The organism is Kitasatospora sp. NPDC053057, assembly GCF_044546945.1.
Taxonomy (GTDB): Bacteria; Actinomycetota; Actinomycetes; order Streptomycetales; family Streptomycetaceae; genus Kitasatospora.
The window spans coordinates 1-19,524 of record NZ_JBITZP010000018.1; the positions used below are offsets into that span (position 1 = coordinate 1).

Sequence of the window (19,524 nt, forward strand, 5' to 3'; positions counted from 1 at the left end):
CGTTTGCGGCCCCGTTCTACAACGGCGCCAGGTGTCAACGGGATTTCGCGTGTTGGGTGTCCCGGTCGGGCGGGGGGGCGGGGGTTTCGAGACGTCCCCCCCCCCGCGCCGGAAGGCCTTCGCCTCACGCGGCCGGCGCCGGTCGCCCGGAGCCGGCCCGCGACACGCCGACCCACGTGCCCGAACGGCCGTAGACCCTGATAGTCGGGAACGGTACCGAACCGGACCGTGCGGCGCTCCGCCGGAGTAGCCGGGCGGGCGCGTGCGCTCAGGCGGCGTGCAGGCTCAGCTGCTCACAGACCGGGGGCCTGGAAGTCGTTCAGGAACCAGAAGGGGGCGGCGTACCAGATCAGGGCGATCGTGGTGACGAGGACACCGCCGGCCAGGGGGAGTGCCCAGCCGGGCCAGCGGCGGTGCCGGACCACGATGACCTTGGCGACGAAGGCGCCGTAGAGGAAGCAGCCGGTGAGCGAGTGCAGCGCCACACGGGTGTCGGTGAATTGGACGCCGTAGGCGGTGATGCAGTGCCGAGCGATGGGCAGGGAGAGGAGGAAGGCGGTCAGGCCGATGAGGCGGTGCGTGGTGTGGACCCGGTGCGGTGCGGCTCGCAGCGCGGGCAGGCGGCCGTAGATCCACAGGGCCAGGAGTAGCTGGATCAGCGCCAGTCCCAGGAGTGCCGATCCCAGTTGGGCTTTCAGCAGCTGTGCGTCAGTGCCGCGATTCCCGAAGAGGCTGGTCTCGTAGTCGGGGGTGTGTACCCGGCCGTACCAGAAGAGGCCGGCTACCACCGCCACGGGCAGGAGGAGCCACAGGGTGTCATGGAGGCGTCGGTGGCCGGCGGGGGGAGCGAAGCCCTCCACGTGCTCGGCCGCCGCCGCTCTCGATTTCACCGCCGCCGCCAGCGAGGGTTGCCAGGCCACGACGATCAGCAGGGTGAGCGCCTCGGCGATGAGGCTGAGCACGGCCTGCGGGGCGGGTTGCAGGCCGTCCTCGGAGAACCCGAACAATCCGGTGGTGCGGGATGCGGCGAACCCGACGAGCGTGCAGATGGCGTTCGCGGCAGCGGCGATTCGCAGGAGCAGGGGTGCCGCCAGCAGAAGGAGTGCGGCCGCCGCGAAGGCGGTACTGGCCTGCAGCAGGAACAGCGGGCCGATGACGTGGACGAGGCGGTATCCGTCGATGTAGAGCTGGGCGTGGATGTATCCGCTCGCCGCGAGCGTGGCGGCGAGCGCCAGACGCAAGGCGACGGCGGGCAGGCTCCGGGTGTTCATGCGAGCTTTTCGTCCTTGACGGCCAGTGCGTGGTTGCCCTGCCAGTAATTGACGGTGCGGATGCCGAGTGCGTCCTTGAGGCGTCCGGCGGGCAGCACCTGCGGAAGCGGGGCGGGGCCCTGGCCGGGTTTGGGGAACGGGTAGCAGGTGGGGCGGGCCGAGTGGAAGGTGATGTTGCCCTCGGTCTTGCTGAACAGCTGGTGGACGTGCCCGTTGAGGCACGTGACCGAGGAGAAGCGGCGAAACATCGACAGCAGCTGCACCGCGTCGTCGGTGCCCCAGCCCCACGTCGGATACATCGCGAACAACGGGATGTGACTGAAGATCACGATGGGGGTGTCCGACGACAGACCGGCGATGTCCTTGCGCACGAAGTCGATCTGGTCGTTGCCCAGGTGGCCGAGTTGCTCCAGGTGCAGCGTGTTGACCAGCGCGATGAAGTGCACACCGTGGGTGTCGAAGCTGTACCAGCCGTCGCCCAGGGTGTTCTGGCCGAAAGCCTGCCGGTAGGCGCGTGGTCCGTTGTCTCCGATCGAGTCGTGCTCGCCCGGCACGGTGAAGACCCGGTCGGTGTCCAGTTGCGACAGCATCTGCTTGACCTGATCGAACTGGGCGGGGGTGGAGAGGTGCGTCAGGTCGCCGCTGTGCATGACGAAGTCGGGTCGGAAACCGAGGGAGTTGACGTGGTCGATCGCTGTGGCGAACGTCCCGGTGACGTCCATGTTGGCCGGGCCCTGGAAGCCGATGTGGCTGTCGGAGACCTGCACGAACCGCAGGTCCGCGCTGCTTGCCGGGGCCGCGTTCGCCGATCCGGGGATATGACTGATCACCTCTCCCGCGGCGACCGTCAGGACGACGGCACCACCGAACCAGGCGGAGTGCCGCACGAGCTGCCGGCGGGTCATGCCGTGCTCGCCGCCGCCGTCGGAGTCGTGTGTGTCCTCGCTCATGGCGTCACCTCGACGGTGGCGGTCATGAACGGATGGATGGTGCAGTAATAGGGGTAGGTGCCGGGTTGGGTGAACGTGTAGCTATAGGTGTCGTTGGTGGCCAGGGCCGCCGACTGCAGTGGCCCGCCCGATCCTTGCTTGCTGGTGACGGTGTGAGCGTCGGGGTCGGTGTTGGTCCAGGTCACCTTCGTGCCCGCCTTGACCGTCAGAGTGGGCGGGGAGTACGCGAAGTTCTTGATCGTCACCGCGTTGGCGGCCGCTGGAGCGGACGGCTGGCCGCTGGCAGGTGAGGGCGAGGACGTGCTCGGTGATGCGCTGACAGCGGCCGTACCGCTCGTTCCGGAGGCACCGGGAAATCCCGCCAGGGACGTCTGGCCGGGTCCGGGACTCAGAGCGCCGGTGGGTCCGGGGTGGGAGGATCCGCCGCACGCGCTGAGCAGTCCGAGTGCTCCGGCAACGGCGACAGCGGCCAGACACACCGTACGCGACCGCCGGACCGGCGGAGAGGAGCTCGCATTCATGACCATCGTTCCTTCTGCGCGTCCCCGGCCGCACGGGCGGGTGACATCCAGGACCAGTCCGGGATCGGTCGTCTCGGACAGACAGACGACCGCGTTACACCCGCCGGGGGATGCCGGAAGGGGGTGCGACCCGGCGGGTCACTCTATGTGAGCGGACAGCGCATTCCATGGAGCGAAACGAATGCCCCGGCGGAGTCCCGTTGTTTCACCCTGGCGGCGGGCAGTGGGACGCTCAAGCAGGTGAGGGACGTTCGGGCCGCTCGCAGGCCCTGGCAGCAACGCGGGCTTCGAGGATGCTCGAAGCCCGCGCCGAAGTGTCCGTCCCTCAGACGCCGTTGAGGGCGTAGTTGCGGAAGGTGGCCAGCAGGGGCAGGACCTCGGTCTTGCTCGGGTCCTCCGTGACGGCGCGCATGGCGTCGATGACGGTGTGGGCGATGATCTTGGTGACGGAGAGGTCGTCGGGCGCGGCGACCGTGCCCCAGGCCTTGAGGGTCTGGGTGAGCAGGGCGCTCATCCGCGCGCCGATGTTGGCGCTGACGGCGTCCGACAGCTCGGCGATCTCCTCGTCGCTCATGCTGGACCGCAGGCCGAAGGCCAGCGCCATCAAGGTGTCCATCGCGTGCTCGCCGTACTCGGCGACCAGCGCCGGCAGCGACCGCTCGTCAGCCCCGCCCGCCGCAAGGGCGGACAGGGCCTCGTCGTCGTCCTTCCACGCCGCCTCCAGGGCGGCCAAGGCCCGCAGGGCCTCGTCCATGGTCAGCCCGTCTGTCATGCCTGGAACGGTATTGAGCCGGTACCCCATGACGCACGGTTTGGGCGCCGGGATCACACCTTCGAGGGAAGCGGACCCTGTTCCGGTCGATGGACGTGTGCGAAGTGCTCCGCGTCCCAGTTGCCGCCCAGCTCAGGGGCGAGGGCCGAGAGCGCAAGGGTCGCGAAGTCCTCGGCCGCGCCCGCGCGTTCCGGCAGGGCGCCGAGCAGCGGGGCGCCGGCCGAGCGCGGCAGGTCGGCGAGGTTGCAGCGTTCGGCGAGGCCGGGGGTGGTCGGCCAGGAGCCGACCAGGACGCCGGCGAGCGGGAGTCCGCGGGCCGCGAGGGCTTCCGCCGTGAGCGCGACGATGTTCAGGGTGCCGAGCCCGGCGGAGGCGACCAGCAGCACTTCGGCCGGAAGACCGGCGTCGAGGACGGCGCGGGCCTGGTCGGCGAGCGTACGGCCCTGGTCGTCGTAGCGGACCAGCAGGCCGCCCGCGCCCTCGACCAGCACGAGGTCGTGGGTGGCGGCGAGTTCGGCGACCTCGGCGACGACCTCGGCGGGGGAGAGGTAGGGCAGGCCGGACCGCCGGGCGGCGGTGTCGGGGGCCAGCGGCTCGGGGTAGCGCGCCAGCTCACTGAACGTCAGTTCGCCTGCCAGGCGCCGCACTTCGGCCGCATCGCCCGGCTCGCCGGGAGCCACGCCGGTCTGCCCGGGCTTGAGCACGGCGACCTTCCGCCCGGCCCGCAGCGCCGCCGAGGCGACGGCCGCCGTGGCGACGGTCTTGCCGACGTCCGTGTTGGTGCCCGTCACGAACAGGATGCGCGCGCTCATCCGGCCACCGCCGCGGCGGTCACGGCGGCAGCGATCCGTGCCACGTCCTCGTCCTCCGTCACGTAAGGGGGCATGGTGTAGATGAGGTCCCGGAACGGCCGCAGCCAGACGCCCTCGCGGGCCGCCGCCTCGGTCGCCGCCGAGACGTCCACCAGGTGGTCCAACTGCACCACGCCGATGGCGCCTTGGACCCGTACGTCGCGAACACCCGGAACGTCCGAGGCCGCGGCGAGGCCCTCGACCAGCCCGGTCTCGATGCGCTTGACCTGTACCGCCCAGTCCTGCCCGAGCAGCAGGTCCAGCGAGGCGTTGGCGGCCGCGCAGGCCAGCGGGTTGCCCATGAAGGTCGGCCCGTGGGCCAGTACCGGCATCTCGCCGCGGCTGATCCCGTCGGCGATCTCGCTGGTGCACAGGGCGGCGGCGAGCGTCAGGTAGCCGCCGGTGAGGGCCTTGCCCAGGCACATCACGTCGGGGGAGACGCCCGCGTGGTCGGCGGCGAACAGTGCGCCGCTACGCCCGAAGCCGGTGGCGATCTCGTCGAAGACCAGCAACACCCCGTACCGGTCGCAGAGTTCGCGCAGCATCCGCAGGTACGCGGGGGAGTGGAACTGCATCCCGCCCGCGCCCTGGACCACCGGCTCGACGATGACGGCCGCCAGCTCACCGGAGTGACGCTCCATCAACTCCTCGAAGTGCGCCGCGTATTCAGGATCGAGCGGCGCGTCGAAACCGGCCGGCGGCTGCGGTGCGAAGAGCTGCCCGGGCAGCACCCCGCCCCACAGGTGGTGCATCCCGCTGTCCGGGTCGCAGACGGACATCGGATGGAAGGTGTCGCCGTGGTACCCGCCGCGCCAGGTGAGCAGCCGGCGCTTCTCCGGCCGTCCGATCGACTGCCAGTACTGCAGGCACATCTTCATGGCGACCTCGACCGCCACCGAGCCCGAGTCGGCCAGGAAGACGTGCTGCAGCGGCTCCGGGGTGATCTCCACCAGCTTCGAGGCCAGCCGGACGGCGGGCTCGTGGGTGAGCCCGCCGAACATCACGTGACTCATCCGCCCCAGCTGCTCGCGCACGGCCTCGTCCAGGACCGGGTGCCGGTAGCCGTGGATGGCCGCCCACCAGGACGACATCCCGTCGACCAGCTCGCTCCGCCCGTCCGCGACGGGCTCGGCGAGGCGCAGTCTGACTCCCGAGGCGGATTCGACCACGTACGGGGTGACGGTGCCGGGCATCGGGCCGTACGGGTGCCAGACGTGCGCCCGGTCGAGGGCGAGCAGCGTGTCCGCGGACAGCTGGGACATGGTGAGGTCTCTCCGAAGGGTCAGGCGCCGAAGGGTCAGGCGTTGGGCGCGAGTTCGGTGCCGGCGCCGCGGCGGCGGACCTTGACCAGGTCCTCGCGCAGCCCGTCGTTGCTCTCCTCGACGCTCTCCGCGACCGGGGTGGCCTCGGGTGCGCCGTGGCTGTGCCCGCCGCCGCACGGGCCGCAGCCGCCGCCGCTGCCACAGGCGGAGGCGGCGGTGCCGCAGGAGCCCGCGGCGGCAGCCGCCTCGGCGAGGTCGGCGCGGTGGCGCGGCAGGGTGGCCTCGCCGGCGCCCTCGACCTCGAAGCCGGCGTCCTTGATCATGTCGAGGTCGGCCTGACCGGCCTGGCCCTCGCTGGTGAGGTAGTCGCCGAGGAAGATCGAGTTGGCGATGTGCAGGCCGAGCGGCTGCATCGAGCGCAGGTGCACCTCGCGGCCGCCGGCGATCCGCACCTCGGTGTCGGGGTTGACGAAGCGGACCATCGCCAGGATGCGCAGGCAGCGCTGCGGGGTGAGGTTCCACTCCTTGGCGAGCGGGGTGCCCTCGAAGGGGATCAGGAAGTTGACCGGGACGGAGTCCGAGCCGAGCTCGCGCAGTGCGAACACCACGTCGACCAGGTCCTCGTCGCTCTCGCCCATGCCGGCGATCAGGCCGGAGCAGGCGGACAGCCCGGCGCCGTGGGCCTTCTGCACGGTGTCCACCCGGTCCGCGTAGGTGTGGGTGGTGGCGATGTCGCCGTAGGTGCCCTCGGAGGTGTTGAGGTTGTGGTTGTAGGCGTCGGCGCCGGCCGCCTTGAGCCGCTCGGCCTGGTTGTCGGAGAGCAGGCCGAGGCAGACGCAGATCTCGACCTCGGGGTCGGCGTCCTTGATGGCGGCCATGGTGTCGGTGACCCGGTCGATGTCACGGTCCGTCGGGCCGCGGCCGCTGGCGACCAGGCAGACCCGCTTGGCGCCGCCGGCCACCCCGGCGCGGGCGGCGTCGGCGGCCTGCTCCGGCTTGAGCCAGGTGTACTTGAGGATCTCGGCCTTGGAGCCCAGCCGCTGCGAGCAGTAGGAGCAGTCCTCGGGGCAGAGCCCGCTCTTCAGGTTCACCAGGTAGTTGAGCTTGACCCGGCGGCCGAACCAGCGGCGGCGCACCTTGCCGGCCGCGGCGACCACGTCGAGCAGCTCGTCGTCGGTGGTGGCGAGGACGGCGAGGGCTTCCTCGCGGGTCGGGATTTCGCCGCGCAGGCCCTTGTCGGTGAGGGTATCGAGCAGATCCATGGGGCCGATCCTGCCTGCTGGCGTCGGAACGGCGCCAGAGCAAACCCACCAGAAGATCCCCAGAAGGATGTGCCGATTGCCACAGTGTCGAAGCTCACGGCGTCGGCGCTGGTCACGCGCTTGACGGGGGCCCGGGAACGCGGTTACCGGCGGGTAGCGCGGGGGCGTGCGGGGAGAAGATCGACAACCCCCCACCCCGTGACCCAGGCCACCCGCGGGGTGCTTAGAATCTGCGCCATGACCACGCAGGGGGAGCGCACCCCGACTCCGGGAGAGGGCCAGGACGGCCGGGCAGGGCGGCGGACCGGCGGGGGCGCCGAACGGGCCGTCGGCATCGAGCGCAGGCGCGGCCGGCGGCTGAGCGGCCGCCGGGCGGTCGGCTGGATCGTCATGGTGGGCGTGGTCGCGGTCGGCGGATGGATCATCACCCGCCCGATGCCCGGCGACTACATACCTGGCCTCGGCCCCTCCACCAAGGACTCCGCCCGCACGCCCCCGGTGGTGGGCAACCCGCCGCCGACCACCGACCCCGAGGCTCTCAACGCCGGCAACCTGTTCCCCGCCCAGCGCCCGGTCGAGGTCGCCGGCTACAAGGCCCGGCGCGGCGGCATCCGGCAGGGCGAGAAGTGCGACGAGGTGCTCCAGGACCGTACCCAGGAGCTGCTCAAGGACAGCGGCTGCCAGGCCTACCTGATCGTCAGCTTCACCGGCGTCGACCACCCGGTGCGCAGCAGCGTCACCCTGCTGCGCTTCGCCGACCAGGCCGCCGCCGCCAGGGCCGCCGACACTCTGCGCGGCAAGCCCGGCGTGGTCGCCTTCATGCTCGCCGACACCAACATCGCGCCCGCCCCGTCCGCCGGCAGCGCCAAGCCGGGCAGCGAGGCCCGGGTCGAGGCGGTCGGCCACTACGTGACCGTCACCAGCTCCCGCCCCGGCGACGCCCGCCCGGCCGACACCGCCTCCTTGAACCCGGCGCCGTCCACCCCGGCGCCGACCGCATCCGGTTCAGGCGGTGAGCCGAACCTGGACGAGGCCACCCGGGCGCTGTCCTATGCGGCGGGTCAGCCGTTTGTGTGGATGTGACAAACGCCAAGGGGCCCGGCGCGCGCCGGGCCCCTTTTGACGTTCACTCAACCGTCGATCCTGACGGAGGGTCAGCCGTCGAGCCGGTCCACCGCGGTGACCCGCAGCACCGCCCGGCCCTCCTCGTCGGAGCCGTACAGGTCGACCTCGGCGCTGATGCCCCAGTCGTGGTCGCCCTCCGGGTCGTCGAAGATCTGCCGGACCTTCCAGGCGGAGTCCTCCTCCTCGATGATCAGCATCTTGGGGCCGCGCGCGTTCGGACCGGTGCCCAGGTCGTCGTACTCGTCCCAGTAGCCGTCCATGGCGTCCGCCCAGCGGTCCGCGTCCCAGCCGTACTCGCCGTCCAGCCCGCCGAGTTCGTCCCAGTGCTCCAGCGCGCACAGCTCGACCCGGCGGAACATCTCGTTGCGCACCAGCACCCGGAAGGCGCGGGCGTTGGCGGTGACCGGCGCCGGCTTGTCGTCCAGGGTGACCTCGGCGGTGGCCGCCTCGGTCGGGTTGGCCAGCTGCTCCCACTCGTCCAGCAGGCTGGAGTCGACCTGGCGGACCAGCTCGCCGAGCCAGGCGATGACGTCCTTCAGGTCGTCGGTCTTCACGTCCTCGGGGACGGTCTGCTCCAGCGCCTTGTACGCCCCGGCCAGGTAGCGCAGCACGATGCCCTCGGTGCGCGCCAGCTCGTAGAAGCCGACGTAGTCCGAGAAGGTCATGGCCCGCTCGTACAGGTCGCGGACCACGGACTTGGGCTGGAGCTGGTGGTCGCCGATCCACGGGTGGGCCCGGCGGTACACCTCGTACGCGTGGGTGAGCAGCTCCTCCAGCGGCTTCGGGTAGGTGATCTCCTGGAGCCGCTCCATCCGCTCCTCGTACTCGATGCCGTCCCGCTTCATCTCGCCGACGGCCTCGCCGCGCGCCTTGTTCTGCTGGGCGGCGAGGATCTGGCGCGGGTCGTCGAGGGTCGCCTCGACGACGGAGATGACGTCCATCGCGTAGGACGGCGAGGTCGGGTCGAGCAGCTCGAAGGAGGCCAGCGCGAAGGTGGACAGCGGCTGGTTGAGCGCGAAGTTCTCCTGGAGGTCCAGGGTGAGGCGGACGATCCGGCCCTCGGCGTCCGGCTCCGGCAGCCGCTCCACCACGCCGCCCTGCAGCAGCGAGCGGTAGATGGCGATCGCGGTGCGGATGTGCCGGCGCTGGGCGGACTTGTCCTCGTGGTTGTCGGTGAGCAGCTTGCGCATCGCCTCGAAGGCGTTGCCCGGGCGGCCGATCACCGACAGCAGCATCGCGTGGCTCACCTTGAACCGGGAGACCAGCGGCTCCGGGTCGGCGGCGATCAGCTTGTCGAAGGTCTCCTCGGTCCAGCCGACGAAGCCCTCCGGGGCCTTCTTCCGCACCACCTTGCGCTTCTTCTTGGGGTCGTCCCCGGCCTTGGCGATCGCCTTGTCGTTCTCGATCACGTGCTCCGGCGCCTGGGCGACCACCTGGCCGACGGTGTCGAAGCCGGCCCGGCCGGCCCGCCCGGCGATCTGGTGGAACTCGCGGGCGCGCAGGATCCGCACGCGCTGTCCGTCGTACTTCGACAGGGCGGTGAACAGCACCGTGCGGATCGGCACGTTGACGCCGACGCCGAGCGTGTCGGTGCCGCAGATCACCTTCAACAGGCCTGCCTGGGCGAGGCGTTCGACCAGCCGGCGGTACTTCGGCAGCATGCCCGCGTGGTGCACGCCGATGCCGTGGCGGACGTAACGCGACAGGTTGCGGCCGAACTTGGTGGTGAAGCGGAAGTTGCCGATCAGGTCGGCGATGGCGTCCTTCTCCGCCTTCGAGCACATGTTGATGCTCATCAGCGACTGCGCCCGCTCCACCGCCTCCTTCTGCGTGAAGTGCACGACGTAGACCGGCGCCTGGCCGGTCTGCAGCAGCTCCTCCAGGGTGTCGTGCATGGTGGTGCGGCGGTACTCGTAGAACAGCGGGACCGGGCGGGTCGCGTTGCGCACCACCGTGGTCGGGCGGCCGGTGCGGCGGGTCAGGTCCTCCTCGAAGCGGCGGACGTCGCCGAGGGTCGCCGACATCAGCAGGAACTGCGCCTGCGGCAGCTCCAGCAGCGGGATCTGCCAGGCCCAGCCGCGGTCCGGCTCGGCGTAGAAGTGGAACTCGTCCATCACCACCTGGCCGATGTCCGCCCGGGTACCGTCCCGCAGCGCGATCTGGGCCAGCACCTCGGCCGTGCAGCAGATGATCGGCGCGGTCGGGTTGACGCTCGCGTCACCCGTCATCATGCCGACCTGCTCGGTGCCGAACATCTTCACCAGGTCGAAGAACTTCTCCGACACCAGCGCCTTGATCGGCGCGGTGTAGAACGTCCGCTGCCCCTCGGCCAGCGCCGCGAAGTGCGCACCGGCTGCCACCAGGGACTTCCCCGAGCCGGTCGGCGTCGCCAGGATCACGTTGTTCCCGGAGACCAGCTCGATCAGCGCCTCCTCCTGCGCCGGGTACAGCGTGATCCCGCGCTCCTCCGCCCAGGCTGCGAAGGTCTCGTACAGCGCATCGGGGGTGGCGGGCTTCGGCATCAGATCAAGGAGGGTCACCCGGCTATCTTGCCTGCTCGCCGCCACCCCGGGCAAAGCCTCCGAGCGGCGGGAGGCGGGGCCCGGGTTGTCACGACCGGCCAGTGGGCCGCGCCGATCATGTGCTGAGTGGCACATTGAACCCCGTTCGCGGGGCGTGCCAGAGTGCCGGACATGACCCTCCCCCTCACCTCCGCATCGCACACCGCGGCCGAGCTCGCCCCCGCGCACGTCTTCGACTGGCTCGACGAGGCCGCCGAGCTGCGTGCCGACGCCGGGCTGACCCGTACGTTGCGCAGCCGGGCGGCGGAGGATCCGGTGCTGGACCTGGCCGGGAACGACTACCTGGGGCTGACCAGGCACCCGGTGGTGACCCGGGCGGCGGGGGAGGCGGCGCTGCGGTGGGGCGGCGGGGCGACGGGGTCGCGGTTGGTGACCGGGACGACGGCGCTGCACACCGAACTGGAGGAGGAGCTGGCCGAGTTCTGCGGTGTGGAGGCCGCGCTGGTGTTCTCCTCCGGGTACACGGCGAACCTCGCTGCGCTCACCGCGCTGACCGACCCGGACACCCTGATCGTCTCCGACGCCTACAACCACGCCTCGCTGATCGACGGCTGCCGCCTCGCCCGGGCCGACGTGCACCGGGCCCCGCACAGCGACCCGGCGGCGGTCGCCGAGGTGCTGGCCGGGCGGGCGCAGCGGCGGGCGCTGGTGGTCACCGACTCGGTGTTCTCGGTGGACGGGGACGCGGCGCCGCTGCGCGGGCTGTCCGAAGCCGTCCGGGCGCACGGCGCCGCGCTGCTGGTGGACGACGCGCACGGGCTGGGCGTGCTCGGCCCCGGCGGGCGCGGCGCACTGGCGGCGGCCGGGCTGGCCGGGCAGCCGGACACCGTCGCCACGGTGACGCTGTCCAAGTCGCTCGGCTCGCAGGGCGGCGCCGTGCTCGGCCCGCGCCGGGTGATCCGGCACCTGACCGAGACCGCCCGCACCTTCATCTTCGACACCGGCCTCGCCCCGGCCGCCGCCGGTGCCGCCCTCGCCGCCCTGCGCCTGCTGCGGGCCGAACCGGAGCGCGCCGAGCGGGCCCGCGAGGTCGCCCGCACCCTCGCCGCCCGCCTCACCGCCGCCGGTCTGCGGGCCTGCGAGCCGGACGCGGCCGTGGTCTCGGTCCGCGCCCCCGGCCCGGAGGCCGCCGTCGCCTGGGCCGCCGACTGCCGCCGGGCGGGCCTCGCGGTCGGCTGCTTCCGGCCCCCGTCCGTCCCGGACGGCGTCTCCCGGCTGCGGCTGACCGCGCGCGGGGATCTCACCGACGCGCAGATCGCGGACGCCGTCCGGACCATCGCCGAGTTGGCCCCGGCGGGCGCGCGCGGCTAGGCCTTCAGGTTTCGACGCGATCCGGGCCGCCGTCCGCCAGACGACGGCCCGGATTCGTTGCTGTTCCGGCCGTTCCTACGAAGTGCCGGCGCGCTGGCGGTGCTGGGCGGCCTTGGCGCGGTTGCCGCAGCCCGACATGGAGCACCAGCGGCGGCGGCAGCCGGGCGACTTGTCGTAGTACCGGGCGCTGCAGCCGTTGCCGGTGCAGATCTTGAGCCGGCGGCGGTCCTCGCCGCCGAGGAGTTCGGCGGCGTCCACGGCGATCCTGGTCAGGGCCGTGGTCGCGTCGGCGGGCCGGGGGGTGTGCCGCAGGGTCGGGAGGCCGTCCTGGACGGTGAGTCGGGGCGGGTGCTCGGCGGCCCTGGCCAGCCAGGAGTTGATGACCTCCGCCGCCTCCTCCGGGAAGGGGGTGCCGCCGACGACCGCCCGCAGGCCGGCGTCGACGGCTTCCCGGAGCCGTACCGCCTGCTCGCCCGACTCCCGCTCGTCGCAGCGGGATTCGCGCTCCTGGCGGTGCTGTGCACGTTGGCCTCCGGCGGGCAGCGGGTGGGCGAGCAGGGCGAGGAGGCCGAGGCGCCGGTCGAAGCGCGACGCCCGCAACGGGTAGGTGACTGAGTTCCCGGGGCGCCGGGGCCTCCTCGGCCGAAAGCCGTTCGGCGGAAGAGGCCCCGGAAGGCAGGATGGCGGCATGCCTGATCTGCTCTGGGACGACCACGTCGCGTGGCTGCTCGATCCGGCCCGCGATGGCTGGTTGCCGGACGGGTACGTCGCGGACACCACGCCGGCGGACTGGCAGGCCGTGCTGGACCTGGTGGTGGAGCGGGGCTGGGAGCGGACGTTCGTCGTGGGCTGCTTCGAGATGCCGTTGCCGCCGGCCGCGGAGGTCCTGTCCTGGCCGTCCGGTGCCGCGCGCCCGGTGCTGAGCGTGCGGCCCGGCCCGGGGGTCGGGGTGGTCTTCCGGTTCCGCAGCGCCGAGCGGATCGACTTCGACGTCGACCTCGCCCAACTCCGGGGCCAGGAAGGGCTGGACGCGCTGTGCGGCTTCCTGGCCGCGGTCGGACGGCGGCTGGGCAGGTCGGTGCCGACGTACGCCGAGGGCGGCAGTGGTCCGTTCCTCGGGTACGACTGCGAAGCCGACCGGGTCCTGGTGCGCTGACGTCGAAAGGCCCTACGGCTGCCCGACCACCAGCAGCGCCTCCGCGCCGACCGGTCGGTAGCCGGCGGCCTGGAAGGCGCGGACGCTGGGGGCGTTGCCGGGGGCCTGCTGGGCCCAGACGACGGCGCCCTCCGGCAGCAGGTGGCGGGCGGCGATGGCCAGCGCGCGGCCGAGGCCGCGCCCCCGGGCCTGCGGGTCGACCTCGACGGCGGCCTCCCAGCGCCCGGCCACGCCGCGGCCGAGGATCAGCACTCCGCCGTCGGCCTCGTACACCCGGACGTCCTCGCGGTAGCGCAACGCCCGTACCACCCGGGGGTGTTCGCGGTCCTCGACCGGGGTGAGCGGCAGCGGCGGGGCGCCGGGGAGGCGGTCGGCGACGGTGAGCAGGTCGATGTTGTTGACGGTCCGCCCGGTGCGCTCGGCGAAGGCGGTGAGGAAGGGCGGGCAGAGCGGCGCGGACAGCGGGTCGCCGCCGGCGGCGGCGAGCGTCTCGCGCACCCAGTCCGGGTCCTCGTCGGTGAACACCACGGCGTGCGCCGCGAAGGCCGCTACCCCGGCCTCACGCGGCGACGGCTGCGGCACCACCGTGACCGCCCCGTCCGGCGGCGGGACCACTCCGCCCGCCGCGTCCGCCAGGATCTCCGCCAGCCCCCGCACGCCCATGCCCGTCCCCTCCCGAAAACCGTCCCGCTCAGTTGATCACCGGTCGCGGCGATACGCCAGCAGGTATCGCCAGAACAGCAGCCGGCGCACCCGGAACCCCGGCAGGTGCTGCTCCGCGTACGCCCGGATCTCGGGCAGGGAGGTCTGCGGCATCGTGACCGGGGCCCGTACGCGGGACGGCGGCGCGCCGCGCTCGCGCAGGTGGACGACGAGCCGGCAGAGCGCGTTCACCGGCACCGCCGCCAGGCTGATCAGCCGGTCCCCGGCGGTGGTCTCCCGGTAGCAGCCCAGCACGACCAGCACCCCGCCGGGCGCCAGGGCGTCGCGCAGCCGGGCGAGGGTGTCGAGCGGGAGGTGGTGGAGGCTGGCCAGGCAGGAGATGAAGTCGTACTGGCCGGGCGGCAGTTCGAGCGCGGTGAGGTCCGCCTGCCGGAACTGGATCCGCGACGAGTCGGTGCCCGACCGGGCGGCGGTGAGCACAGGCTCGTCGCGGTCGACGGCGTCCACCTCAAGCCCCCGCCGGGCGAGCGCCCGGGCGAAGGTGCCGGTGCCGCAGCCGACGTCCAGTGCGCGGCGCGCTCCGGGCGGCAACGAGCGCAGCAGCAACCGGTGGTAGTGGTCGTTGTGGTCGAAGGGCATCCGGTCAGACTAGACCGACTTCCTGCGGGCCCGGCTCGGCTGGACCCGGGTCGGTTCGCCCGCGGCCTTCGGATGGTCGGGCGGGTAAGGGAGTTCGCCGAGGCCCTCGTCGTGCAGCTGCTTCTCGTACAGCTCCAGCAGGCCGTCCAGCCGGAACGCGTGGCCGTCCATCTCCGCGGTGAGGTCGCCGAGTTCGGCGAAGCGGGCCGGTACCGTCCGCAGGTCGAAGTCCTCCGGGGCGGCGTCGTCCAGCTCCTCCCAGCGCAGCGGGGTGGAGGCGGTGGCGCGGGGGCGGGCGCGCAGGGAGTAGGCGGAGGCGATGGTGCGGTCGCGGGCCATCTGGTTGTAGTCGACGAAGATCCGCTCGCCGCGCTCCTCCTTCCACCAGGCGGTGGTGACCTTCCCGGGCATCCGCTGCTCCAGCACCCGGCCGAGGGCGATCACGGCGTGCCGGCCGTCGGTGAAGGTCCACTCGGGCACCAGCGGGACGTAGACATGCAGGCCGCGCCCGCCGGAGGACTTGGGCCAGCCGCGCAGTCCGTGCTCCTCCAGCAGGGCGCGCAGTTCGTGGGCGGCGCGGACGGCGTCGTGGAAGTCGGTGCCGGGCTGGGGGTCGAGGTCGATGCGCAGCTCGTCGACGTGGTCGGTGTCGGTGCGCCGGACCGGCCAGGGGTGGAAGGTGAGGCAGCCCAGGTTGGCGGCCCACAGCACGGCGGCCGGTTCGGTGGGGCAGATCTCGTCGGCGGAGCGGCCGCTGGGGAAGTTGATCCGGGCGGTGGGCAGCCAGTCCGGCAGGCCCTTGGGAGCGCGCTTCTGGTAGAAGAACTCGCCGTCGACCCCGTCCGGGAAGCGCTGGAGGGTGGTGGGCCGGTCCCGCAGTCCGCGCAGCACCCCGTCGGCGACGGCCAGGTAGTACTGAGCGACGTCCAGCTTGGTGAAGCCGCGCTCGGGGTAGTACACCTTGTCCGGGTTCGACAGCCGGACGGTACGCCCGGCGACTTCCAGTTCGACGGCTGAGCCCATGCCCCTCACGGTAAGGGCGTGGCGCCCGGCGCGCGCCCCGAGCCCGTTGGCGCGAGGCTGGGACCCATGGACCTGCCAGTGATGCCGCCGGTGGCGCCGATGCTCGCCAAGTCGGTGGCCAAGATCCCGCCGGGGATGCAGTACGAGGCCAAGTGGGACGGCTTCCGCACGATCGTGTTCCGCGACGGCGATGAGGTGGAGCTCGGCAGCCGCACCGGCAAGCCGCTGACCAGGTACTTCCCCGAGCTCGTGGAGGCCTTCCGGCGGGAGCTGCCGCCGCGCTGCGTGCTGGACGGCGAGGTGGTGATCGCCCGGGACGGGCGGCTGCGCTTCGAGGAGCTGCTGGAGCGGATCCACCCGGCGGCGAGCCGGGTCAGGCTGCTCGCCGAGCAGACGCCCGCCTCCTTCGTCGCCTTCGACCTGCTCGCCCTCGGTGACGACTCGCTCGTCGACGAGCCGCTCTCGGTGCGCCGCCCGGCGCTGGAGGCGGCGCTGCGCAGGACGAAGGACCCGGTGTTCACCGCCCCCGCCGCCACCGACCTCGGCCTCGCGCAGACCTGGTTCGCCGAGTACGAGGGTGCCGGGCTGGACGGGGTGGTGGCCAAGCCGCTGGACCAGCCGTACCGGCCGGGGGAGCGGACCATGTACAAGATCAAGCACGAGCGCACCGCCGACTGCGTGGTGGCCGGCTACCGCGAGCACAAGAGCGGGCCGGTGGTCGGCTCGCTGCTGCTGGGCATCCACGACGAGCAGGGGAGGCTCCAGCACGTCGGAGTCTGCGCGGCATTCCCGATGGCCCGCCGCCGTGAACTGGTCGAGGAACTGGCCCCGCTCCGGATGGACGACCTCTCCCAACACCCGTGGGGCGCCTGGGCGGAGGAGTCCGCGCACGCCGAGGGCCGGCTGCCGGGGGCGGTCAGCCGCTGGACCGGCGGCAAGGACCTGTCCTGGATCGCGCTGCGCCCCGAGCGGGTGATCGAGGTGGCCTACGACCACATGGAGGGCAGCCGCTTCCGGCACACCGCGCAGTTCCGCCGCTGGCGGCCGGACCGCACGCCGGAGAGCTGCACCTACGAGCAGTTGGAGGAGCCGGTCTCGTACGATCTCCGCGAGGTGCTGGGGATCTGACGAGACGCCAGAGGCCCGACCCGGTACGACGGGTCGGGCCTTCGCCGGGCGAGGTGGACGGTCAAGCCCGCACGGTGGAGGGGAAGTGGCCGGACGGGAGCGAGGGCGAGCCACTGCCGGAGGCCGAGGGGGAGCCGGAGGCCGAGCCGGGACCCGAGGCCGAGCCGGAGGCCGAGCCGGGAGCCGAGGCCGAGCCGGAGGCCGAGGGGGAGCCGGAGGGCGAGCCGGGAGTCGAGGGCGCGGGGGTCGCGGGCGGGATGGAGTAGACGTTCTTCGGGGAGACGATCTTGGTGATCTCGTTCGCGAACAGCGAGGACGGCTCCGAACCCTGGTACAGCACATCGGTGTTGAGCAGCAGCACCAGGGTGCTCTGGGCGTCCGGCAGGTAGACGGCCACGCTCTCGTAGCCCGGCATCGAGCCGTTGTGCCCGATCCAGCCGTTGTTGTTGAACAGCCCGAAGCCGTAGGTGACGCCCGGGTCGCCGGTCGGCAGGGTCTTCAGTCGCTCGGCCTGGCTGGCCGGACTGATGATCGCGCCGGTGGCCATGGTCTTGGCCCAGCTCTGCAGGTCGGCGAGCTGGGAGATGACCGCCCCGGCGGTCCAGGCCCAGGACGGGTTCCAGTTGGTGGCGTCCTGGATGTCCCCGTTGGGCGTCTGGTCGGTGTAGCCGTGGGCGTGCGGGTCGGGGAGGGTCCCGTCGGTGGGAAAGCTCGTCTTGCCCAGCGAGGCGGGCGAGAACACCTGGGCCTGGAGGAAGTCGCCGGCCGACTGCCCGCCGACCTTCTCGATCAGCTTGCCCAGCAGGATGTAGTTGCTGTTGTTGTACTGGAACTTGGTCCCGGGCGGGAACACGGCGGGGTGCTTGTAGCCGTAGGCGAGCAGCTGGTCCGGGGTGAACACGTGCTGCGGGTCGTTGATCAGGGTGTTCACGAAGTCCGGGTCGGAGCTGTACGGGAACAGGCCGCTGCGCATGTCGCCGAGCTGGCGGACGGTGATCCCGTCGCCGCCGGGGACGCCGTCCACGTACTTGGAGATCGGGTCGTCCAGGCTGACCTTGCCCTGGTCCACCAGGCGCAGCACCGCCGTCGCCGTGAACGTCTTGGTCTCGCTGCCGATCCGGGTGAAGAGCCCGGGGTCCATCGGTGTCCTGGCGGTCTTTTCGGCGACGCCGAAGGACTTCTGGTAGTTGCCGCCGGGCGTGATCAGTCCGACGGAGATGCCGGGGACGGAGGTCTGGCTCATCACCCGCTGGATCGCCGCGTCCAGCCGCGAGGTGACGTCGGAGGTCAGCGGCACCACCGCGCCGGAGGACGCGTTCCCTGGGCTCGGCGAGGCGGTCGCGGACGGGCTGAGCGCGGCGGGTTCGGCGGTGACGGCAGGGCCGGCGCCCTGCTGGGGGGGCTTCGAGTCACCAGAGCAGGCCGTGCCGGCGAGCAGGCCGGACAGGGCCAGGGCGGCGGCGGCCGCGCGGCCGGCGGTGCGGGGAGCGGCCGGGCGCGGCCGTCGGGTCTTGGTCATGTGTCGAGGCGCCTCTCTGGGGCGAAGGGCCCCGGAGCGCCTGCTCCACGGGGCCGCACGGGAGCGTCGCCACCGTAAGCACCGGCCTCGAACACCCGCGCGCCGATCGCGGCCCGGCTGGCCCGAACGGACCCAACCCCCACCCGAGTGGCCCGTCCCGCTGGCGGCGCGTTGTCAAGTACCCGGGCCCGACGGCCGGTTGGTGTCGCCACCGGCGCCCCGCGCTCGGCCGGACGGGTGAGCACCGGCATGCCGCAGCCGCCCCCGCCCCCAGCTCGGGCACGATCGTTCAGCCCAGCTGTGGCCGCCCTTAAGAATTCCTCGATGGACCGCACCCCCTCCCACCAGGCAGATTTCTGCCTGCCGGAACGTGCCCGTCAGGAGCGGCCGAACCGCGCCCCTCGGCCTTGCTCGTATCCGAAGGCCGTCCCCGATCCGCACGTCAGGAGCCGTCGCCCGTGAAGGCACTCGTCAAGCAGAACGCCGAGCCCGGGCTCTGGCTGATGGACGTCCCCAAGCCCGAGATCGGCCCCGGTGAGGTGCTGATCAAGGTGCTGCGGACCGGCATCTGCGGCACCGACCTGCACATCCGCAAGTGGGACGGCTGGGCGCAGCAGACCATCAAGACCCCGCTCGTCCTCGGCCACGAGTTCGTCGGCGAGGTCGCCGAGATCGGCGCCGGCGTCGCGGACATCGCGATCGGCGACCTGGTCAGCGGCGAGGGCCACCTGGTCTGCGGCAAGTGCCGCAACTGCCTGGCCGGCCGCCGCCACCTGTGCCGCAACACCATCGGCCTGGGCGTCAACCGCGACGGCGCCTTCGCCGAGTACGTGGCCCTGCCCGCCTCCAACGTCTGGGTGCACCGGGTGCCGGTCGACCTCGACGTGGCCGCGATCTTCGACCCCTTCGGCAACGCCGTGCACACCGCGCTGTCCTTCCCGCTGGTCGGCGAGGACGTGCTGGTCACCGGCGCCGGCCCGATCGGCATCATGGCCGCCGCCGTCGCCAAGCATGCCGGCGCCCGCAGCGTGATGATCACCGACGTCTCCCCGTACCGCCTCGACCTGGCCCGCCAGGTCGGCGTGACGCTGGCGCTCAACGTCGCCGAGCACACCATCGAGGAGGGCCAGCAGAAGCTGGGCCTGCGCGAGGGCTTCGACGTCGGCCTGGAGATGTCCGGCCGCCCCGAGGCGATGCAGTCGATGATCGCCAACATGACCCACGGCGGGAAGATCGCCATGCTGGGCCTGCCGGCCGAGCAGTTCCCGGTCGACTGGGCCTCGATCGTCACCTCGATGATCACCATCAAGGGCATCTACGGCCGCGAGATGTTCGAGACCTGGTACGCGATGTCCGTGCTGCTGGAAGGCGGCCTGGACCTCAGCCCGGTGATCACCGGCCGCTACGCCGCCACCGACTTCGAGGCCGCCTTCGACGACGCCGCGAGCGGCAACTGCGGCAAGATCATCCTCGACTGGACCGCCTGAGC

Annotated in this window: 18 protein-coding genes; 5 read left to right on the plus strand and 13 right to left on the minus strand. The window is 72.3% G+C overall.

The annotated features are described in order from the left end of the window. Nucleotides 1-293: 293 nt before the first annotated feature. The 7 genes from ACIG5E_RS19875 to bioB form a co-directional block, all read right to left on the minus strand. Entirely contained in the window at nt 294-1,271 is a 978-nt protein-coding gene (locus ACIG5E_RS19875) for a DUF6529 family protein (protein WP_396534974.1), read from the minus strand. Beyond that, nucleotides 1,268-2,221: a metallophosphoesterase family protein gene (locus tag ACIG5E_RS19880; protein WP_396534976.1), complete on the minus strand. Its 954-nt coding sequence runs from the start codon at nt 2,219-2,221 to the stop codon at nt 1,268-1,270. Before ACIG5E_RS19880 ends, ACIG5E_RS19875 begins: the two co-directional genes overlap by 4 nt. Further along, nucleotides 2,218-2,748 carry a cupredoxin family copper-binding protein gene (locus ACIG5E_RS19885; RefSeq protein ID WP_396534978.1) on the minus strand — a complete coding sequence of 177 codons (531 nt, stop codon included), beginning with the start codon at nt 2,746-2,748 and terminating at the stop codon, nt 2,218-2,220. The genes ACIG5E_RS19880 and ACIG5E_RS19885 overlap by 4 nt, the downstream gene beginning before the upstream one ends. 319 nt (nt 2,749-3,067) lie before the next feature. Then, on the minus strand, nt 3,068-3,514 hold the full coding sequence (locus tag ACIG5E_RS19890; RefSeq protein WP_396534980.1) for a hypothetical protein: 447 nt from the start codon (nt 3,512-3,514) through the stop codon (nt 3,068-3,070). 53 nt (nt 3,515-3,567) lie between these two features. After that, nucleotides 3,568-4,326: a dethiobiotin synthase gene (gene bioD / locus ACIG5E_RS19895; RefSeq protein WP_396534982.1), complete on the minus strand. Its 759-nt coding sequence runs from the start codon at nt 4,324-4,326 to the stop codon at nt 3,568-3,570. Beyond that, nucleotides 4,323-5,627, minus strand: a complete 1,305-nt coding sequence (locus tag ACIG5E_RS19900) for an adenosylmethionine--8-amino-7-oxononanoate transaminase (RefSeq protein ID WP_396534984.1) — start codon at nt 5,625-5,627, stop codon at nt 4,323-4,325. The genes bioD and ACIG5E_RS19900 overlap by 4 nt, the downstream gene beginning before the upstream one ends. A gap of 35 nt (nt 5,628-5,662) precedes the next feature. Further along, the gene (gene bioB / locus ACIG5E_RS19905; protein WP_396534986.1) at nt 5,663-6,889 is read right to left on the minus strand and encodes a biotin synthase BioB; all 1,227 of its coding nucleotides are present in this window, start codon (nt 6,887-6,889) and stop codon (nt 5,663-5,665) included. A gap of 237 nt (nt 6,890-7,126) precedes the next feature. Between bioB and ACIG5E_RS19910 the strand changes: the two genes are divergently transcribed. Further along, nucleotides 7,127-7,972 carry a hypothetical protein gene (locus ACIG5E_RS19910; protein WP_396534988.1) on the plus strand — a complete coding sequence of 282 codons (846 nt, stop codon included), beginning with the start codon at nt 7,127-7,129 and terminating at the stop codon, nt 7,970-7,972. A 71-nt stretch (nt 7,973-8,043) separates the two neighbouring features. On the opposite strand, the gene ACIG5E_RS19915 is transcribed toward ACIG5E_RS19910, so the two are convergent. Then, entirely contained in the window at nt 8,044-10,536 is a 2,493-nt protein-coding gene (locus ACIG5E_RS19915; protein WP_396535281.1) for a DEAD/DEAH box helicase, read from the minus strand. 171 nt (nt 10,537-10,707) lie between these two features. Here ACIG5E_RS19915 and ACIG5E_RS19920 point away from each other — a divergent pair, with 171 nt between their 5' ends. Then, nucleotides 10,708-11,907: an 8-amino-7-oxononanoate synthase gene (locus ACIG5E_RS19920; RefSeq protein WP_396534990.1), complete on the plus strand. Its 1,200-nt coding sequence runs from the start codon at nt 10,708-10,710 to the stop codon at nt 11,905-11,907. Nucleotides 11,908-11,982: 75 nt separating this feature from the next. On the opposite strand, the gene ACIG5E_RS19925 is transcribed toward ACIG5E_RS19920, so the two are convergent. Continuing rightward, nucleotides 11,983-12,507 (minus strand): CGNR zinc finger domain-containing protein, encoded by a 525-nt coding sequence (locus tag ACIG5E_RS19925; RefSeq protein WP_396534992.1) that lies wholly within the window; start codon nt 12,505-12,507, stop codon nt 11,983-11,985. 88 nt (nt 12,508-12,595) lie between these two features. Between ACIG5E_RS19925 and ACIG5E_RS19930 the strand changes: the two genes are divergently transcribed. Beyond that, the gene (locus ACIG5E_RS19930; protein WP_396534994.1) at nt 12,596-13,063 is read left to right on the plus strand and encodes a hypothetical protein; all 468 of its coding nucleotides are present in this window, start codon (nt 12,596-12,598) and stop codon (nt 13,061-13,063) included. A gap of 12 nt (nt 13,064-13,075) precedes the next feature. On the opposite strand, the gene ACIG5E_RS19935 is transcribed toward ACIG5E_RS19930, so the two are convergent. The 3 genes from ACIG5E_RS19935 to ligD are packed head-to-tail and all read right to left on the minus strand — an operon-like array spanning nt 13,076 to nt 15,388. Beyond that, nucleotides 13,076-13,726, minus strand: a complete 651-nt coding sequence (locus ACIG5E_RS19935; RefSeq protein ID WP_396534996.1) for a GNAT family N-acetyltransferase — start codon at nt 13,724-13,726, stop codon at nt 13,076-13,078. A 36-nt stretch (nt 13,727-13,762) separates the two neighbouring features. Further along, entirely contained in the window at nt 13,763-14,365 is a 603-nt protein-coding gene (locus tag ACIG5E_RS19940) for a class I SAM-dependent methyltransferase (RefSeq protein WP_396534998.1), read from the minus strand. 9 nt (nt 14,366-14,374) lie between these two features. Continuing rightward, nucleotides 14,375-15,388 (minus strand): non-homologous end-joining DNA ligase, encoded by a 1,014-nt coding sequence (ligD, locus tag ACIG5E_RS19945; RefSeq protein WP_396535000.1) that lies wholly within the window; start codon nt 15,386-15,388, stop codon nt 14,375-14,377. 66 nt (nt 15,389-15,454) lie between these two features. On the opposite strand from ligD, the gene ACIG5E_RS19950 reads away from it, so the two are divergent. Then, on the plus strand, nt 15,455-16,516 hold the full coding sequence (locus ACIG5E_RS19950; RefSeq protein ID WP_396535002.1) for an ATP-dependent DNA ligase: 1,062 nt from the start codon (nt 15,455-15,457) through the stop codon (nt 16,514-16,516). A gap of 61 nt (nt 16,517-16,577) precedes the next feature. Here the strand turns inward: ACIG5E_RS19950 and ACIG5E_RS19955 are convergent, their stop codons facing one another. Next, complete coding sequence (locus ACIG5E_RS19955) at nt 16,578-18,035, minus strand: serine hydrolase domain-containing protein (RefSeq protein ID WP_396535004.1); 1,458 nt, start codon at nt 18,033-18,035, stop codon at nt 16,578-16,580. Between the two features lie 458 nt (nt 18,036-18,493). Between ACIG5E_RS19955 and tdh the strand changes: the two genes are divergently transcribed. Continuing rightward, complete coding sequence (tdh, locus tag ACIG5E_RS19960; protein ID WP_396535006.1) at nt 18,494-19,522, plus strand: L-threonine 3-dehydrogenase; 1,029 nt, start codon at nt 18,494-18,496, stop codon at nt 19,520-19,522. The last annotated feature ends 2 nt before the right edge of the window (nt 19,523-19,524 follow it).